The 16,823-nt window shown below is 69.8% G+C and carries 17 protein-coding genes and 1 pseudogene; 3 read left to right on the top strand and 15 right to left on the bottom strand.

Annotation, left to right across the window (positions count from 1 at the left end):
• Window positions 1–637 precede the first annotated feature (637 nt).
• Entirely contained in the window at window positions 638–2,044 is a 1,407-nt protein-coding gene (locus FB558_RS27785; protein ID WP_142058312.1) for an MFS transporter, read from the bottom strand.
• 196 nt (window positions 2,045–2,240) lie between these two features.
• Here FB558_RS27785 and FB558_RS27780 point away from each other — a divergent pair, with 196 nt between their 5' ends.
• On the top strand, window positions 2,241–3,020 hold the full coding sequence (locus FB558_RS27780; protein ID WP_342787520.1) for a helix-turn-helix transcriptional regulator: 780 nt from the start codon (window positions 2,241–2,243) through the stop codon (window positions 3,018–3,020).
• A 312-nt stretch (window positions 3,021–3,332) separates the two neighbouring features.
• Here the strand turns inward: FB558_RS27780 and FB558_RS45805 are convergent.
• From FB558_RS45805 to FB558_RS27720, 13 genes and pseudogenes are all read right to left on the bottom strand, one after another.
• Window positions 3,333–3,434: pseudogene (locus FB558_RS45805) on the bottom strand (hypothetical protein); the annotation flags it as partial.
• A complete protein-coding gene (locus FB558_RS27775; protein WP_142058308.1) occupies window positions 3,388–4,269 on the bottom strand; it encodes a F510_1955 family glycosylhydrolase in 882 nt (293 codons plus the stop codon). The pseudogene FB558_RS45805 and the gene FB558_RS27775, both read right to left, overlap by 47 nt.
• 75 nt (window positions 4,270–4,344) lie before the next feature.
• Window positions 4,345–4,995 (bottom strand): DUF305 domain-containing protein, encoded by a 651-nt coding sequence (locus FB558_RS27770; RefSeq protein WP_142058306.1) that lies wholly within the window; start codon window positions 4,993–4,995, stop codon window positions 4,345–4,347.
• Between the two features lie 82 nt (window positions 4,996–5,077).
• A complete protein-coding gene (locus FB558_RS27765) occupies window positions 5,078–5,518 on the bottom strand; it encodes a DUF6153 family protein (protein ID WP_142058304.1) in 441 nt (146 codons plus the stop codon).
• A 121-nt stretch (window positions 5,519–5,639) separates the two neighbouring features.
• A complete protein-coding gene (locus FB558_RS27760) occupies window positions 5,640–7,988 on the bottom strand; it encodes a heavy metal translocating P-type ATPase (protein ID WP_142058302.1) in 2,349 nt (782 codons plus the stop codon).
• A 19-nt stretch (window positions 7,989–8,007) separates the two neighbouring features.
• A complete protein-coding gene (locus tag FB558_RS27755; RefSeq protein ID WP_142058300.1) occupies window positions 8,008–8,979 on the bottom strand; it encodes a hypothetical protein in 972 nt (323 codons plus the stop codon).
• 59 nt (window positions 8,980–9,038) lie between these two features.
• Window positions 9,039–9,245 (bottom strand): heavy-metal-associated domain-containing protein, encoded by a 207-nt coding sequence (locus FB558_RS27750; RefSeq protein WP_142058299.1) that lies wholly within the window; start codon window positions 9,243–9,245, stop codon window positions 9,039–9,041.
• A 26-nt stretch (window positions 9,246–9,271) separates the two neighbouring features.
• Window positions 9,272–9,553, bottom strand: coding sequence for a metal-sensitive transcriptional regulator (locus FB558_RS27745; protein ID WP_142058297.1), 282 nt, complete (start codon window positions 9,551–9,553; stop codon window positions 9,272–9,274).
• A 120-nt stretch (window positions 9,554–9,673) separates the two neighbouring features.
• On the bottom strand, window positions 9,674–10,879 hold the full coding sequence (locus FB558_RS27740) for an aminotransferase class V-fold PLP-dependent enzyme (protein WP_142058295.1): 1,206 nt from the start codon (window positions 10,877–10,879) through the stop codon (window positions 9,674–9,676).
• A complete protein-coding gene (locus FB558_RS27735; RefSeq protein ID WP_142058293.1) occupies window positions 10,876–11,694 on the bottom strand; it encodes an amino acid ABC transporter ATP-binding protein in 819 nt (272 codons plus the stop codon). Before FB558_RS27735 ends, FB558_RS27740 begins: the two co-directional genes overlap by 4 nt.
• Complete coding sequence (locus tag FB558_RS27730) at window positions 11,691–12,341, bottom strand: amino acid ABC transporter permease (protein ID WP_142058291.1); 651 nt, start codon at window positions 12,339–12,341, stop codon at window positions 11,691–11,693. The genes FB558_RS27735 and FB558_RS27730 overlap by 4 nt, the downstream gene beginning before the upstream one ends.
• A 26-nt stretch (window positions 12,342–12,367) precedes the next feature.
• Window positions 12,368–13,225 carry a transporter substrate-binding domain-containing protein gene (locus tag FB558_RS27725; RefSeq protein ID WP_142058289.1) on the bottom strand — a complete coding sequence of 286 codons (858 nt, stop codon included), beginning with the start codon at window positions 13,223–13,225 and terminating at the stop codon, window positions 12,368–12,370.
• A gap of 523 nt (window positions 13,226–13,748) precedes the next feature.
• A complete protein-coding gene (locus tag FB558_RS27720; protein WP_142058287.1) occupies window positions 13,749–14,444 on the bottom strand; it encodes a methyltransferase domain-containing protein in 696 nt (231 codons plus the stop codon).
• Between FB558_RS27720 and FB558_RS27715 the strand changes: the two genes are divergently transcribed.
• On the top strand, window positions 14,443–14,880 hold the full coding sequence (locus FB558_RS27715; RefSeq protein ID WP_246106781.1) for a MerR family transcriptional regulator: 438 nt from the start codon (window positions 14,443–14,445) through the stop codon (window positions 14,878–14,880). The two genes, FB558_RS27720 and FB558_RS27715, sit on opposite strands and share 2 nt — an antisense overlap.
• Before the next feature lie 165 nt (window positions 14,881–15,045).
• Here the strand turns inward: FB558_RS27715 and FB558_RS27710 are convergent, their stop codons facing one another.
• Entirely contained in the window at window positions 15,046–15,255 is a 210-nt protein-coding gene (locus tag FB558_RS27710; protein ID WP_142058285.1) for a heavy-metal-associated domain-containing protein, read from the bottom strand.
• A gap of 119 nt (window positions 15,256–15,374) precedes the next feature.
• On the opposite strand from FB558_RS27710, the gene FB558_RS27705 reads away from it, so the two are divergent.
• Complete coding sequence (locus FB558_RS27705) at window positions 15,375–16,610, top strand: NAD(P)/FAD-dependent oxidoreductase (RefSeq protein ID WP_170231551.1); 1,236 nt, start codon at window positions 15,375–15,377, stop codon at window positions 16,608–16,610.
• The last annotated feature ends 213 nt before the right edge of the window (window positions 16,611–16,823 follow it).

Raw genomic sequence — 16,823 nt, 5'->3', positions numbered from 1 at the left:
GGCGGAAGCGGGGGCATGTTCCCCCGCAGTTCCGCGGCGGCTCCTCACGTCCTTGCGATCTCCAGCAGGAGCAACAGGCCCTGGCCGTGTGGCTGCCTGGGATGACCACGGACAGCACTGGGCAGGTACGAACGTGCCGGCGCCATCTCGGGAACGGACGGCACTCGGTTGACGACGTCCGCATCTCCGCGCGGCGCTTCGGCACTCCGGGCGCTCGTGGTGATGCTCTCGACGGCCGTTGTACAGGTGCCATCCTCTCCGCCGGTCGCAGCAGGGCCAACGGTGGCGGTCGTGACCGGCCCGGTCTTGGCTTCTGGCAGGTGCAGGCACGGTGCGGAGAAGATGACCAGGAGCAGGGCGGCGAGGACGAGGAGCGCAGCACAGGGCGTCAGGTGCCGTGCACCAGCATCCGCTCGTCTGCCGCTCACAGTGACGACAAGGTAACAGTGAGCGATGAGTGAGTGCCGCCCACCCGTGTGCACGATCGGGCGACACCGCGGGGATCGACGTTGGGTCCGCCTCTGTGCGTGACGTGCCCGGCACCGATCGCCGTGCCGTCCTCACGCGGCTGTTCCTGCCGATCGGCACGTGAAGTCGGGTTCGCAGCTCGCCCGAGTTTCGCGGGCGGTGACCGCGATCATGAGTGGCGGTTCCGGAGCAGTGTGGCGATGACAGCGGCACCGAGCGCCAGAAGGGCGGCAGCGACGGAGAGCGCGAACGAGAAACCCTCCGTCGCGGCGACCATCGGCCCGGTCGATCCGGCCAGGGAGTCGCTGCGGTGTGCGGCCAGCGTGACCAGTACCGCCACCCCCACGGCGCCGCCGACCTGCTGGACGCAGCTCAGGACGGCCGAGCCGAGACCGGCATTCTCCCCGGTGGTGTCCGTGACCGCCGCGACGGTCAGGGCGGGCAGGCTCAGGCCGCATCCGAGGCTCGTGACGAGCATGCCGGGAAGCACGCCGGACGCGTAGCCGTCGCCCGGCGCCGCGCCGGACAGCAGGAGCAACCCCGCCGAGCTGATCAGGAACGACACGACCAGGGCCCATCGCATCCCGAGTCTGATCACCGCGCGGGAGGACAGCCACATGCCGGCGAGGATTCCGGCGCCGTAGGGCAGGTAGGCGAGGCCCGCCTCGAGCGGGCCGTAGCCGAGCACGGTCTGCAGGTGGATCATCAGCAGGAAGGCCATCGCGTAGAAGGCGGCGGAGAACAGCAGGGTCGTGCTGGTGGCGACGGCGCGGGCCCGGTGGGCCAGGAACGACAGCGGCACCAGTGGCTCGGTTGTGCGCGACTCGACAGCGAGGAACGCGACGATCAGGACGATTGAGAGGAGCAGGGGCCCGACGACGGCGACGTCGTCCCCACCTGACTCCCCGGCACGGAGCAGGCCGTAGACCAGGGACAGGACTGCGCCGGTGCCCAGGACTGCACCGGGTACGTCCAGGCGCGCCTTGCGGGTGGCGCGGCTCTCGGCGACCAGGCGCGGCAGCAGGGCGACGGCCAGCACAGCCACGGGCAGGTTGATCAGGAAGATCCAGCGCCATGAGGCGAGGCCCGTCAGTGCCCCGGAGATCACCAGGCCCAGGGTGCCGCCGAGACCCGCGATGCCGCCCCAGATGCCGAGGGCCTTGGCACGCTCCTCGGTGCCGGGGTACAGGAGTGTGATCAGTGACAGCGCGGCCGGGCTGGCCATGGCTGCGCCCGCCCCCTGAGCGAACCGTCCGGCCACGAGTTGCCAGGGTTCCTGGGCGAGACCGCAGACGAGGCTCGCCGCACCGAACAGTGCCACGCCGCCGAGGAAGACGCGGCGGCGGCCCAGCAGGTCGGCCGCGCGACCGAACAGCAACAGCAGGCCTCCGAAGGCGAGGAAGTAGGCATTGACGACCCAGGCCAAGCCGGATGCGCCGAAGCCGAGATCGTCCCGGACGCTGGGAAGGGCGACGCTGACCACGGTGTCGTCCAGGACGAGCATGAACTGCACGAGGCAGAGCACGATCAGCGTCCATCGCCGGCGGCGGAACGTTGTGGCGACTGTTGCTGTCACGCCGGGCGACCTGGGGACGTGGCACGGCGGTAGCGCCGGTGGATCGGAGGGTTGATCGACATGCGACGACGGTAAGTACGCAGCGGGATGGCCTCAATCCGCGACCGGGCCACATCATGTCGTGTTGAGGACATACGCTCGGACCATGACCGAGGCCTTCGTCGGTGCCGTCCCACTCGGAGTGGGGGCGATCGTCGTGGGCAACTTCCCGTTGGCGTCGGGGCAGTGGATCCCGCCGCACAGCCACCCGCAGCACCAGTTGGCCTGGACTCGTCGGGGCGTGCTCGGCGTCGCCGTCGCCGACACGTACTGGGTCCTGCCGCCTACGCGGGCACTGTGGTTGCCCGCGGGGGTCGTTCACCGGACCGGTGCCACGCGGGACGCGGTGCTGTGCAGCCTCTACCTCGAGCCGGGCCGATGCGATCTGGACTGGGCGGAGCCCACGCCGGTCGGCGTCGACGGGCTGCTGGCCCACCTGATCGGCCATCTCGGTCGCGACGACCTCGCCGAGGACGCAAGGCTGCGGGCCGAGGCGGTCGTCCTGGACCTGCTGCACCCGTTGCCGACCCTGCCCATCGATGTGCCGCATCCTGCGGACGAACGCGTGTGCGCCGTGGCCGACGCGCTGCTCGCCGAGCCCGCTGACCGTCGGAGCCTCGAGGCGCACGCACGGGCCGTCGGAGTGAGTCGACGCACCCTGACCCGACTGTTCGTCCACGATACGGGTATGAGCTTCGATCGCTGGCGCACCCATGTGCGGCTGCGGGCCGCCCTGCCCCTCCTCGCAGAAGGCCAACCCGTGTCCCGGGTCGCACACGCCGTGGGATACGCAACGCCGAGCGCGTTCCTCGCCGCCTTCCGCCGAACCGTCGGCACCTCGCCGCGGCGCTACCTCGGTGGCGACGTCGTAGACGCGGCAGTCGACCCGTCGACCGGAGGCGTCAGCGACGTCGCAGTGCCACGAGGATCGCGCTGAGGCGGTCTCGCCCATGGCGACCCTCGGTCGACCCGGGATGAAGCGTGGGTCAACCTCCTCCTCGCCGCAGGTCGTGCATCCCGTGGCCACCGGCGGGGAGCGGCGGTGGCGCCCAGAAAAGGGCCCCTCCGGCGAAGCGCAGGAACGCCGAACTCGGCAGGAGCCCGGCGATGGTGTCGCGAACCCAGGCCAGTGCCGTGTTGCGGACCTGCAGGTTCTGACCGAGGGTGCCGGAGGTCCGGACCAGCCGCTCCGCTCGAGCGCGGCGGCGAGCACGACAGCGTCCTCGATCGACAGGCACGCGCCCTGCCCGACGTCGGGTGTGACAGCGTGGGCGGCATCGCCCAGCAGTACTGGTGGACCGACCTCAGCCGGTCGGGGCGATGATCCTGCTCCAGGTGCGGCCTGCGTCATCCGACGTGAATACGCCCTCGGTCGTGGCCGCGGCGTAGCGGCCGCCGGCGAGGACTGTGAACGCCTGCGGTGCACCGGAGAGGGTGCCGGTCTGGCTCCATCCCCGGTCGCTGAACTCCCAGACGCCTCCGGCCTCGTCGACTCCGGCGAGGATCGGCTCGGTCTCGGAGCCGTCCTCCTCGGTGTGGTCGACGACCGCGAGCAATCGTGGTGGTTGCTCGCTCGAGGCAATGAACGTCAACCCGCCGTCGGTGCTCTCCAACAGTCCGTCCGGTGCGGTCGCGAGCACTCGCAGGGGATCCTTCGGATCAGCCTCGAGGTATGCCATCCCGAGCTCGGCGCCGCGCTGCCAGTTCTCACCGTCATCGTCGCTGCGCATGACGAGCCCGTCGGTGGAGTTCAACCCGTAGATCGTCGCTCCGGTAACGGTGAGGGAGTGGAAGTCGGCCTCGCCGGCCAGAGAGACGCTCGTCCACGTCTGCGCCCGGTCGGTGCTCCGGATGAGTCCCAGGTGTGGGGGCCCCGGCTCGCGGAGGTCGGGGTGACCGCTGGCGAGGAACAGGTCCGGGCCGGCCACGACGAAGCCCATCGTGTCCTGATAGCGGTCGGCGATCCGCCTCGGACCGTCCGGACCCAGTCGGAAGACGCCGTTGTGGGCGGCGACGTAGATCAGTCCGTCCGCCGGGTTCAGATCGATGCCGTGGACGTGGCCGAACCCGGGGTCGGAACCGGCATCAGCGCGAGCGGCACCGGTGCCGGGCGAGGGTCCGGGAGCAGCGCAGCCCGCGACAGCGGCTGCTGCGACGAGGGGCAAGAGGATGCGAACGATGCGCACAGCGACTCCTCGGGAGGCGGAGACGGCCGGGGGAGCGCGCAGTGCTCCCCCGGCCGGAAGGTGAACCGGACTGCGTCAGCTCGCCTGCAGCATCTGCCGCATCTGGGCGATCTCCGCGTTCTGCGCCTCGATGATCTGCGCCGCGAGGTCCTTGGCCTGGGGGTTCACGCCCTCCGCCAGCTCACGCTCGGAGTCGCGGACGGCACTCTCGTGGTGGATGATCATCATCTCCAAGAACATCCTGTCGAACGCTGCACCGGTAGCGCCTTGCAGCTGTTCCATCTGCTCCGGCGTCGTCATTCCGTCCATGCCGGACATGCCCGGGTCTGTCATCCCCGGCATGTCCGAGTGGTCCATGCCGGCCATACCGCCGTCGTCGGGGACCTCGGCACCCCAGGTCTCGAGGAAGCCGGTCATGGTGGCGATCTCCGGGTCCTGAGCCGCCTGGATCTGCTCGGCGAGGGCCTTCACATCGGGGTTCTCCGCGCGCTCGACGGCCATCTCGGCCATCTCCACGGCCTGGCGGTGGTGCGGGATCATCATCTGGGCGAAGCGGATGTCTGCCTCGTTGTGCTCCGCGCTGACCCCTTCCGGGGCCGTAGCGCTCGGGGTCGCCTCGGCGGCCGTGCTCGGAGGGGCGCCGGCAGGCGTCGATGCACCGCCACAGGCGGACAGGGTCAGGGACAGCGCGAGTGCGCCGCCGGCCAGGCAGGCGCGCGTGGACATACGGACCTTGGACATGCGAAATCTCCTCTGCGGAGGGTGACTGTGCGGGACGAGTACCCCGGTCAGCGCCGGGTCGCTGTCTCTACAGCCGGAACACACAGAGGGACAGGAAGATCGGGTGTGGTGGTGCACGGGGACGCTGCCGCTCGTGCGCGGTGATCCGGAGGAGGGTCGGCGGCGTGCCGTCGACCCCGCCGAACAGCGCGCGGAGCGCGACGCCGGCGAGCGCGCTGATCAACACGAACACACACGCAGCCATCATCGCGTGTCCGTCCTCGCCGCCGCGAGGATCCGACGTGTGTGCGGCGGCGGTGGGAGCAGTGCGGTCGCCCCCGGCCATGTGCTCCATCGTGGCGGCCTCAGTCGTCGGCCCCGCCGTGGTGATCGGAGTGTGGTGCGCGCCGAGCGGGTCGGTCGCCGCCAGCCCGTGCATGGCCAGGAAACCGACAGCGGCGAGGAGGAGCAGGACGAGCCGGGCCACGCCAACGGCATGGCCGCGCGTCACGACTTCCTGCGGGTCCACTGGCTCCCATCATGCCGGAGACGCGGACGTGCACGGCTCTTGGGGGAAGAGCAGCGCAGTAGCCGGGACACACGGGACGTCGCCGACCCGGTGCCGGGCCGGCGACGCCTTCGCACAAGGATCAACTCGCGATCGCCGCGACCTCAGGCCGGCGGTGGTCCTCGGCGGTGAGTGCGCTGGGCTGCTCGTCGGCCCGCGAGGCGAACCGGCGTAGCCGCAGGCTGTTGGCCACCACGAACGCCGAGCTGAACGCCATCGCCGCACCGGCGATCATCGGGTTCAGCAGGCCGGAAGCGGCCAACGGCAGGGCGGCGACGTTGTAGGCGAACGCCCAGAACAGGTTGCCCTTGATCGTGGCGAGCGTGCGGCGGGAGAGCCGGATCGCGTCGCCGGCGGCTCGCAGGTCGCCGCGGACGAGGGTGATGTCGCTGGCCTCGATGGCGACGTCGGTGCCGGTGCCCATGGCCAGGCCCAGGTCGGCCTGAGCGAGGGCGGCGGCGTCGTTCACCCCGTCGCCGACCATCGCGACGACCTTCCCATCGGCCTGGAGACGCTTGACGACATCGACCTTGTCGGCCGGAAGCACCTCGGCGACGACCTCGTCGATCCCCACCTCGGCGGCGACCGCGTGCGCAACGGCGGTGTTGTCCCCGGTGAGCAACACCGGGGTGAGGCCGAGATCGCGGAGCTGGGCGATGGCCTGCGCCGACGTCTGCTTGATGGTGTCCGACACGACCAGCACCGCGCGGGCAGCGCCGTCCCAGGCGACGGCGATCGCCGTGCGGCCCTCGGCCTCGGCCGCTGCCTTCGCAGCGGCGAGAGCGGGCGTCAGCGGCTGGCTCCACTGCTCCAGCAGCGCCGTCCGCCCGACGAGCACCGCGTGTCCGTCGACCACGCCCTGCACCCCGAGCCCCTCGACGTTGGTGAACTCCTCGACCTCGGGGAGGGCGCCGAGCCGGTCCTGCGCTCCACGCGCGACCGCGGCCGCGATGGGGTGCTCAGAGGCGTTCTCCAGTGCCCCGGCCAGCCGCAGCACCTCGGACTCGTCGGCGCCGTCTGTGGTGTCGACGTGCACGCCCACCAGGCTCATCTGACCGGTGGTGACGGTTCCGGTCTTGTCGAGGACCACGGTGTCGACGCGGCGGGTGGACTCGAGCACCTCCGGCCCCTTGATCAGGATCCCCAGCTGCGCGCCGCGCCCGGTACCGACGAGCAGCGCGGTGGGCGTCGCCAGGCCCAATGCGCAGGGGCAGGCGATGATCAGCACCGCCACCGCGGCGGTGAAGGCGGCCGCGGCACCGGCGCCGGTGCCGAGCCAGAACCCGAGCGTGCCGGCAGCCAGGGCGATGACGATCGGCACGAACACGCCGGAGATGCGGTCGGCGAGCCGCTGCACAGCGGCCTTGCCGTTCTGGGCGTCCTCGACGAGCTTGGCCATCTGCGCGAGCTGTGTGTCGGAACCGACGCGGGTGGCGCGCACGACCAGTCGGCCACCCGCGTTGACCGTCGCGCCGACGACGGAATCGCCGGGTGCGACCTCCACGGGGACGGATTCGCCGGTGAGCATCGAGGCGTCGACTGCCGAGGACCCGTCCTCGACCACGCCGTCGGTGGCGATCTTCTCGCCCGGCCGGACCACGAACCGGTCTCCGACCGCGAGCTGGTCGATGGGGATCCGGACCTCGTTGGCCGTTCCGGCTGGGTCGTCACGCAGAACGGCGACCTCCTTCGCGCCGAGCTCGAGCAGCGCACGGAGGGCTGCGCCTGCCCGCCGCTTGGAGCGGGCCTCGAAGTACCGCCCGGCCAGGATGAACGTCGTGACGGCGGTCGCGACCTCCAGGTAAATGTTCCCCGCGCCGTCGCTCGGTGCGATGGTGAGCTCGAACGGGTGGGTCATCCCCGGCACGCCTGCGGTCCCGAGCAGCAGGGCGTAGAGCGACCATGCGAACGCCGCGAGCACGCCCATCGAGATCAGCGTGTCCATGGTCGCGGCGCCGTGGCGCAGGTTCGCCCAGGCTGCGCGGTGGAACGGCCACGCCGCCCAGACGACGACCGGCCCGGCGAGGGCAAGGGAGATCCACTGCCAGTAGGTGAACTGGAGCGCAGGGACCATTGCCACCGCGATCACAGGGACCGACAGGACGATGCTCGTGACCAGGCGGTTGCGCAGCGCGATCGTCGGGTCAGAATCCTCAGCCTGCTCTTCGCCGTCGTGCGAGGCCGGGGGCCGCGGCAGCGTGGCCGTGTAGCCGGCCGCCTCGACCTGCGCCACGAGAGTGGCGGGGTCCACCCCCTCCGGTGCGCTGACGCGCGCCTTCTCGGTGGCGTAGTTGACGGTGGCGGTGACGCCGTCGAGCTTGTTGAGCTTGCGCTCGATCCGGTTGGCGCAGGACGCGCACGTCATGCCGCCGATGGCCAGTTCGATGTCGGTGACAGCGGCACCCGAGGGTGCCGTCGTGGTGGTGCTCATGATCCGAGTCCTTTCCCGCTCAGTGGCCATCGCCGTGTTCACCGGAGGCGCCCGCATTCGCGGCAGGGGTCGACCCGCTCGCGGCGTCGGTGAACTCCGCCGTGCGGACGACGCCGTTGTGCTGGAAGTCCAGGAACAACCTGTAGCTGCCGGCGCTGGGCACCTCGGCGATGAACCGGATCTCCGGTCCGGCCGGGGTGCGGCCGTCGCCCGGCGTGCCCTCGGGGTGCACGTGCAGGTAAGCCAGGTCGCCCTCACGAAGCGCGACGAGGTGTCCGTAGGCGGCGAGGTAGGGCTGCAGGTCGGTCACCGGCTGCCCGTCCTTGCGGACGGTCAGGGTGAGTGGGGACGCCTGCCCGGCGACCAGTTCGCCGCTGAGCTGCACCTCGTAGCCGTCCACTACCGCGGTGCGGGTGGGCTGGTGGGTGACCGGCTCGAACGCGCCCGGAGCAGCCACGTCGACGCCGAGCGTGGTGCCCTCGCCACCGGTCGGTGTGAAGTCGGCGAACGCCCGGTAGGAGCCCGCGGCGGGCAGGGTGAGGGGGACCGCCCAGGTCCCGTCGGCGGCCATCTCGGGGTGGACGTGCTGGAAGCCGGTGGTGTCGCGGCGTACGACGATGAGGTGCATCCGCTTGTCGTGCTCGACGTCGAAGGCCGTGACCGGTGCGCCGTCCGGTCCGATGATGCGGAAGGTGAAGTCCTCTGAGGTTCCCGGGGTCAGCGTCGGGTCGGTGGGCGTGAGGGTGTAGCCGCCCCTGCTCGACGCCAGCCCGGCGGGCTGGTCGGCGGCCTCCGCGACGGTGCCGCTGTGGGTGTCCCCGTGCCCGGCGTCCCCATCACCCGAGGGTGCTGCGCCGGACATAGCGCCGTGTGCGCCGGAATCGGCGGTGGCGGTGTAGAGGGGACCGACAGCGGTGCCGGTGGCGTACGCACCCGTGACTACCAGGGCGAGCGCCGCACCGTAGGCGGAGAGCTTCGCTGCGGTGTTCATGTCCCGTTCTCTCTGTGTGTGTTCTCTCTACGTGACAGCCCTGCGGCTGATGGCCGGCGTCATCCGGCGAGCTGGTAGCCGGCTTCCTCGACGGCCGCGCGGATGCGCGCCTCGTCGACGGGCCGGGTGCTGGTGACGCGGACGGCCCCGGCGGCCAGATCCACCGCGACGTCGTTGACGCCGTCGATCTCGCTGATCTCCTCGGTGACCGAGGCGACGCAGTGCTCGCAGGTCATGCCCGTGACGGTGTAGGTGCTCTCGCTCATCTCTCGATTCCTTCTCGGCGGGGCGTTCAGCTCTTGACGAGCCGCGCGATCGCGGCGCTCGCCTCGGCGACCTTCTCGTCGGCCAACGTGCCGCCCTCGGCCGCAGCCTGGGTGACGCAGTGCTTGAGGTGCTCGTCCAGCAGCCCCAGGGCGACGGCCTCGAGGGCCTTGGTGGCCGCGGAGACCTGGGTGAGCACGTCGATGCAGTACTTGTCGTCCTCGATCATCTTGGCGATTCCGCGGACCTGGCCCTCGATGCGGCGCATCCGCTTGAGGTAGGCGTCCTTGTCCTGGGCGTAGCCGTTCATCTCTCCTCCTCCTCCGTACTCGGTCAACATACCATAGGGGGGTACCCTAGAGGGGGTAGGGAGGTGTGGCCCGTCACCTTGGAGGTGATCGTCAGGCGTCGGGAGTAATCGAGGCCCCGATCATCGATTGCGGTCGCGCAGGATCCGGCACAGCAGGTCCAGGTCCGCGTCGGCGTTGTAGTAGTGGACCGAGGCCCTCACCAGCTCCTCGAGTCCCCGAGCCTCCATGTCGAGACGGGTGGAGGGAGTGCGTGTGACGCTGACGTTGACGCCGTGTCCGGCCAGCAGCTCCTTCACCTGGAGCGGCGGCATGCCCGCGGCCGTGAAGGTGACGATGCCGCACCGTTCCCGGCCGATATCGTGGACGCGAATCCCTGGCAGGTCCGACAGCCGCTCGCGCAGATCCTCGCCGAGCTGGTAAACGCGGTCGCGGATCGCCGCCAGGCCCCAACCCATGGCGTAGTCCAGCGCGGCGCCGAGTCCGAGTCCTGCGGCGATGTTGCTCTCCCAGGTCTCGAACCGGCGCGCGTCCGGCCGCACCTCGTAGCGGTCGCGGGCGACCCACGTCGCCGAGTGCAGGTCCAGCATCGGCGGTGAAAGGTCGTCGAGGACCTCGCGGCGCACGTACAGCAGTCCCGTCCCCCGAGGTCCCCGCAGGTACTTGCGTCCGGTGATGGAGAGCAGATCGCAGCCGATCGCCTCGACGTCCAGTGGGAGCTGGCCGGCGGACTGGCATGCATCGAGCAGGTACAGCACCCCCGCTTCGCGTGCCACTTGGCCGACCTCGGCGGCGGGGTTGACCAGACCGCCGTTGGTCGGGATGTGGGTCAGGGAGATCAGCCGGACCCGATCGTCGATGAGCTCCCGCAGGGCGAGCACGGACAACTGCCCCGACTCGTCATTGGGTACGACCTCGACGCTCAGGTCGTAGCGCTGAGCCAACTGCAGGTAGGCGATGAAGTTGCTGGCGTACTCGGCGGAGCTCGTGAGGATCCGGTCGCCGGGTCGGAAAGGAATGGCGTAGAACGCCGTCATCCATGCCCGCGTCGCGCTGTCGACGAGAGCGATCTCGCCCGGGTCGCAGCCGAGCATCCGGGCGGCGGAGCTGTACACGGCTTCGATGGCGGCTGCTTCGCGGGCTGCTGCTTCGTAGCCACCGATCCGAGCCTCCAGGCGCAGATGGGAGACGACGCGGTCGAGCACGGGGGCCGGCATGAGCGCTGCACCGGCGTTGTTGAGGTGCACGACCTCGGCGCAGCCGGGGGTCTCGCGCCGGGCGCGTGCGGCGTCGATGGCGCTGATGCGCTCGGGTGCACTGGTGCTCATGCGCCCTCCGAGTGGTGGACGACCTCGGTGTGCACCGCCGCTGGTGGAGGTGGCTGGTGTTCGACGAGCCGGAGGAACGAGCGTGCGCGCACATTCGTGGGCCGGGTGAAGAAGACCTCGGGCGCGGACTGCTCGACGATGACCCCACCGTCCATGAAGACGACGCGGTCTGCCACGTCACGGGCGAACTGCGTCTCGTGGGTCACGATCACCATCGTCATGCCGTCGGCGGCCAGCTCGCGAATCACGCTGAGCACCTCGTCGTGCAGCTCGGGGTCGAGCGCTGAGGTGGGCTCGTCGAACAGGACGACTTCTGGTTCCATCGCGAGCGCGCGTGCGATCGCGACCCGCTGCTTCTGCCCGCCGGACAGGCGGGCAGGGTGCTCGTCGCGCTTCGCGGCCAACCCGACGCGGTCGAGCAGGCGTTCCCCCAGCGGGACGGCCTGGACGCGGGGCAGGCCACGCGCGTGGCAGGCGCCCTCGATGACGTTGTCGAGCGCGGTCAGGTGTGGAAACAAGTTGAACTGCTGGAACACCATCCCGGTGCGCTGGCGCGCGAGCTGCACCTGCTGGCGGTGCTTGCGCCCGCGAACGCGGCGGCCGCACTGCACCACGCAGCCGCAGATGCTCACCGTGCCCTCGTCGGGTTCCTCGAGGAGGTTCATGCAGCGCAGGAGGGTCGTCTTGCCCGAGCCGGACGAGCCCATGATGACGACGACCTCGCCGCGCTGGACACTCAGGTCCACGCCGGCCAGCACCTCCGTTCGACCGAACCTCTTGCGGATCCCCTCGACCTGCACCGGCGTGCTGTTCATGTTGCGTACGCCCTTCCCATTCGGCGTTCCAGCACACCCTGTCCGATCGAGAGCAGAGTGTTGATCAGCCAGTAGATGGCCCCGACGAGGAAGAACGCCTCCATGTAGCGGAAGGTCGAACTCCCGATGCTCTCGGCGACCCGGGTCAGCTCGACGACGGTGACGACCGACGCCAGCGACGTGTCCTTCATCAATGCGATGAAGCGGCTCCCGACGGCAGGTGTGGCCACTCTGATCGCCTGCGGGAACACGATGCGGCGGAACGTTCGCCAGTAGGGCATCCCCATCGAGTTCGCCGCTTCCCACTGCCCGATGTCGACGCCGAGGATCCCGCCGCGAAAATTCTCACTGAGGTAGGCCGCCGCGAACAACGTGAGTGCGAGGATGGCCGAGGGGATCGGTTCGAGCTGGATGCCGATCTGCGGCAGGCCGAAGTAGATGATGAGGATCTGGATCAGTAGCGGGGTTCCACGGAAGATCGAGACATAGCTGATCGCCAGTGCACGGAGAAACCGCACGTCGGATATCCGGGCAAGCGCGATCAGTGCTCCGAGAGCGGAGCCGAGCACGAAGGACACGACGCCGAGGGACAGGGTGATGGCCAGCCCCTGCAGTAGTTGGGGGAAGGAGTTGGTGAGCAGGTCCACGACGGTCTCCGTTCGCCTTCTGCGGCTCAGCGGTTCTGGTCGGCCGGCAGTTTCGCGAGCTCGGCCGCCATGTCCAGGCCGCCGAGCCAGCGCTCCGAGAGCCTGGTGAGCGTGCCGTCCTCGATCATCGCCGCCAGTGCTTCGTCGACGGCCTGCTTGAACCGTGGCGAGTCCTTCTGGAACGTCATGGCGTTGACCTCGCGCTCCAGCAGTTCACCCGCCGGCTCCACGGGCAGATCGTTCTGCTCGGCGAGGAACGTGCCCTGGAAGCGGGACACCAGCATGGCGTCCACGCCGCCCCGGCTCAGGTCCGTCAGTGCGAGGGTGGCGTTCTGGTAGGTCCGCACGTCGGCGTCGTCGATCTGCTCGCGAGCCATCTTCTCCTGTGTGGTGCCGGCCGAGACGCCTACGCTCCGTCCGGCGAGATCGGCCAGTGTGGCGATCGAGCTCTCGCCGGCCTGGACGAAGATCGAGACCCCGTTCACCTGGTACGGCCGCGAGAAGTCGACCTGCTCGCGGCGTTCGTCTGTGATCGTTTGGCCCGAGATGACCATGTCGAAGCGGTCCGCGCGGACGCCCTCGATGAAGCTCTGGAAGTTCGAAGGGATGAACTCCACCTCGGCCACGCCGAGCCGGCGCGCCAACTCGTTGGCGACGTCGACGTCGTAACCCACAGGTTGAGAGGCCTCGTCGAGAAAGTTCCACGGCGGGTTGGCCTGTGTGTTGGCCACCCGGAGCGTGCCCGACTCCCGCACCCGATCGAGCAGGTCGCCGGAGCCCTGTGCGCCGGTGGAGCAGGCAGTGGTGCCAGCCACCAGCGCGATGAGGCCAGAGAGTAGGGGTAGGAGTCGTCGGATCGAGCGGGACCGTTGGAACTTGGCCATGTCGCCTCCTCAGGCGCACACGCCCGGGTGCCGGTGCTGCGATGGATCACAGTCGCCGTGATCCGACGGAGCTGACTGCTGGTGACCCTGCGTGTGAATCGGCTGGAGCGTCCCCCGAACAGTGAGACGAACCCTATGCGGGGGTAGGGTATGTGTCAAACTTCGCGTGACACCGAGGTGTCCGACCGAGGACGTCATGTACTCGATCGGGTGTCTGCCTGCACGGGGGAGACACTGGTGAGAGGCCGCCGCTCTGGATGGCGGAGACGTAGAAGGTGGGCTACCGGTGCCACCGGTTTCACGCAGGTGCCGTAGGGGGGCGATCAGCGGGTTCAGTCCTGACGCCTGCCGGGACGTCGCCATCGGTGGCGGGAGCAAGCGGAACCCAGGACGCCTCGCGGGCGCGACGCATGACCGAAGAACAACAGCTCGAGCCCGGGAGAGGACGGGGGTAGCGTGGGGCGATCTCCATGGCGTGGAAGGAAACTGCCCCCGACAACGCGCCTCGACCCCGAGGTTGGCGCTATCCCTGCGCGGCGACGAGGAACATCGGTACCGCGACGAAGATTCGGTTCGTGCGGGCGCGCTCGGCCTGCTCGGCGAGCCAGCTCTGCTCGTCGGTGATCCTCTGCAGCATGGCGAGCGCGGTGTCGTCGGTGAACACGATGGTGTGCACCTCGACGACCGGGTCGGTGAATCCGGCGTCCAGCAGCAGGTTGCGGTACCTGCGGGCGACGCGCGGCGACGGGAGCGAGTCCGCCTTCGCGTGGACCAGCCGACGGGTGGTCTCCGGCTCGTCCGAGTCGATGGCGAGCGTGTCCCAGTCCTGGCCGAGCAGCACGGCCCGCCCACCCGGCGCGAGCACCCGGCGGGCCTCGGCCACAGCTCGGACCGGGTCGTCGAGCGTGTGCAGCACCTTGTCCGCGCGGTAGCCGGCAACCGACCCGGTCTCCAGCGGCAGCTCGTAGGCGTCGCCGACGTGGAACTCGCCTGCCGGCCAGCGCTCGCGGGCCACGGCGATCATCTCGGCGTCGCGGTCGACGCCGACCGCGCGGGCACCGCGCTCGGCCAACTCAGCGGCCGCGCGACCACCGCCGCAGCCGGCATCGACCACGGTCCGGTCGGTGAGGTCGCCGAGCAACTCGTAGGAGCGTGCACGCAGCGTGACGGCGGCGGGCTGTGCGTCGGCGGCATCGAGGATAGCAAGCAGGCTGGACATGCCCGCCATACTCGGACTTAATGCCGACATGAAGTCAAGCCCGATGACGATCGGCCAGGTGGCCGACCACTTCGGCCTGCCGGCACACGTGCTGCGCCACTGGGAGTCGGTGGGCCTGCTCTCCCCGGCCCGCGTCGAGGCCGGCCGCCGCCGCTACACCCGCGACGACCTGTTCCAGGTGGCGTCGATCATGATCATGAAGCAGGCCGGCCTTCCGTTGTCGGACATCCGGGACTTCCTCGCCTCGAGCCACACGCCCGCGCGCAAGGACATGCTGCGCCGCAACTACCGCGCGTTGCAGGTCAGGATGGCGACCCTGCGGTCAGCTCTCGATCTCCTCGAGGCCGGGCTGAACTGCCCACACGAGGACATCGCGACATGCCCGAACGCCCGGGCCCACCTCGCGAAGCTGGTGGACGTTCAGGGCTCGGTATAGACCGCCGCCGCGGCGTCCGCCTGCTTGACCACGCCGCAGTTCGCCATCCTCGCGTCAAGGAACCGCAACGAGTCCAGATCGACCCTTCCAGACCCACATCGGGACGTTGGGAAGGGCGCCCTAGCGGTGTCGCCACCCGGCCCTGCTGCCGGGTGGCGACACGGGTCACGCCGGAACGATCGTGTATCCGGCCTCCTCGACGGCCTCTTCGACGACGGAAGCCGGGACGGGCTCGTCGCTGACGATCGTGAGTCGGCCGGCCTTGACGTCGACCGAGATGTCGGTGACGCCGGGGATCTTCGTGACTTCGGAGCTCACGGAGCCTGCACAGTGGTCGCACGTCATGCCTTCGACGGTGTATGTACTGCTGGTCATCCTGTGCGTTCCTCTCGTCGCGGTGGAGCGCCCGTTGTGGGGCTCGGCCGAACATACCCCCTAGCCCTATGTGGTACAACAAGTACCCCAGGGCCGTATATCGACGAGGGGTGGACTGCATGGTCGGGCGGCAGCGGGTGGTCGTCGTTGGAGCTGGAGCGGCAGGTAGCGCCGCGGCCGCGGCACTGGTGCAGGTCCTTCCCCAGCTTGAGGTCGTCGTGACGGGGAGGGAGGACCGGTTGCCGTACAACCGCACGACGGTGAACAAGGGCTTGCTCACTGGGGCGGTGGATGACCAGGATGTCGTGCTGCCCGGTCTGCGGGGCCTCGCTGTCACATGGCAGCTCGGTCAGCCAGCCCGCTCGGTCGATGCGGCCGCCCGCATCGTCGAGCTCGCGAGTGGGTCTTCTATTGCGGCAGACGCGGTCGTCCTGGCGACAGGCGCGGACCCTTGCCCGCTTCCCGCTGCGATCGAACCTGCTGCAGCCTCGCGGGTCCTTGAGATGCGCACCGCTTCGGATTCCTTTCGCTTGCTTGAAGCACTTCGACACGGTGCCGGCCACATCCTGTTGGCCGACGCCGGCCTGCTGGGCGCCGAGACCGCCGGTTCCCTGCGCGCTCTGGGGGTGAACGTGACCCTCGTGGATCCCGCGGACCGCCCGCTCTCCACTCACCTCGGCGCAACTGCCGCGAGTTGGGTGCAGGATCAGCACGTGCGTGCGGGCGTCGATCTCCGCACCGGGACCGCCGTCGTTGCCGTGGAGACCGCTGGTGGTGGGGTGGCCGTCACACTGGACGACGGAAGCATGATGCGGGCGGATGCCGTTGTGGCGAGCCTCGGCGTCACGCCGGCCATCGACTGGCTGCGTGACAGCGGCATTTCCTTGTCGAACGGCGTGCCGGTCGGCTCCGGCATGCGGGTGCTCGATCACCCGGGGATCTACGCCGCAGGCGACCTCGCTGCCGTTCCAGGGCCAGGAGGTATCCTCCTGCGTACGGAGCATTGGGGAGTCGCGCTCACTCAGGGGCGCACCGCCGCGGCCAGCGTGCTCGCGGATCTCGGCCTCGCCGATGCTTCCGACGGTGCTGCGTCCGCCGAACCGCCGGGCTACAGCATGTACGTCCACGGAACAAAGCTGACGATCGTCGGCTGGACGCACGACGCGATCGACGAGGCAGTCGTGCACGGTGCGGTAGGGGAGCAGCGGTTCACGATGGCCTTGGTGGACCGCCAGGGGCGCATCAGCGCCGCCGTCGGGGTCGGTGGTGCACGGGTCGCCAACCGGTTGCGCGGGTTGATCGCGCGACGCGGCGAGATCGGCGAGATCGGCCAGGTGCTGGAGAAGACGGCATGAGCTGGGCGAAGATCAGCGTCACGGGGCAGCGGCGGATCGGTCCGTGGCGGATCGCGCTCAACGTCCTGGTCGACCTCGCCCGGTGCTGCGGGCGCTGCCGGCCGCGCTAAGGCCGGGCAACCGTCGGGCAGGCCGGCCCCAGCAATCTAGCTGCCAGCGCCCAGCACGTCCTGTAGTCGCCGCGCCCGGATCCTGGCCGCGATGGCGGTCTCC

It is taken from the genome of Pseudonocardia kunmingensis, from assembly GCF_006716445.1.
Taxonomy (GTDB): Bacteria; Actinomycetota; Actinomycetes; order Mycobacteriales; family Pseudonocardiaceae; genus Pseudonocardia; species Pseudonocardia kunmingensis.
This window is presented reverse-complemented; position numbering and strand designations above follow the sequence as displayed.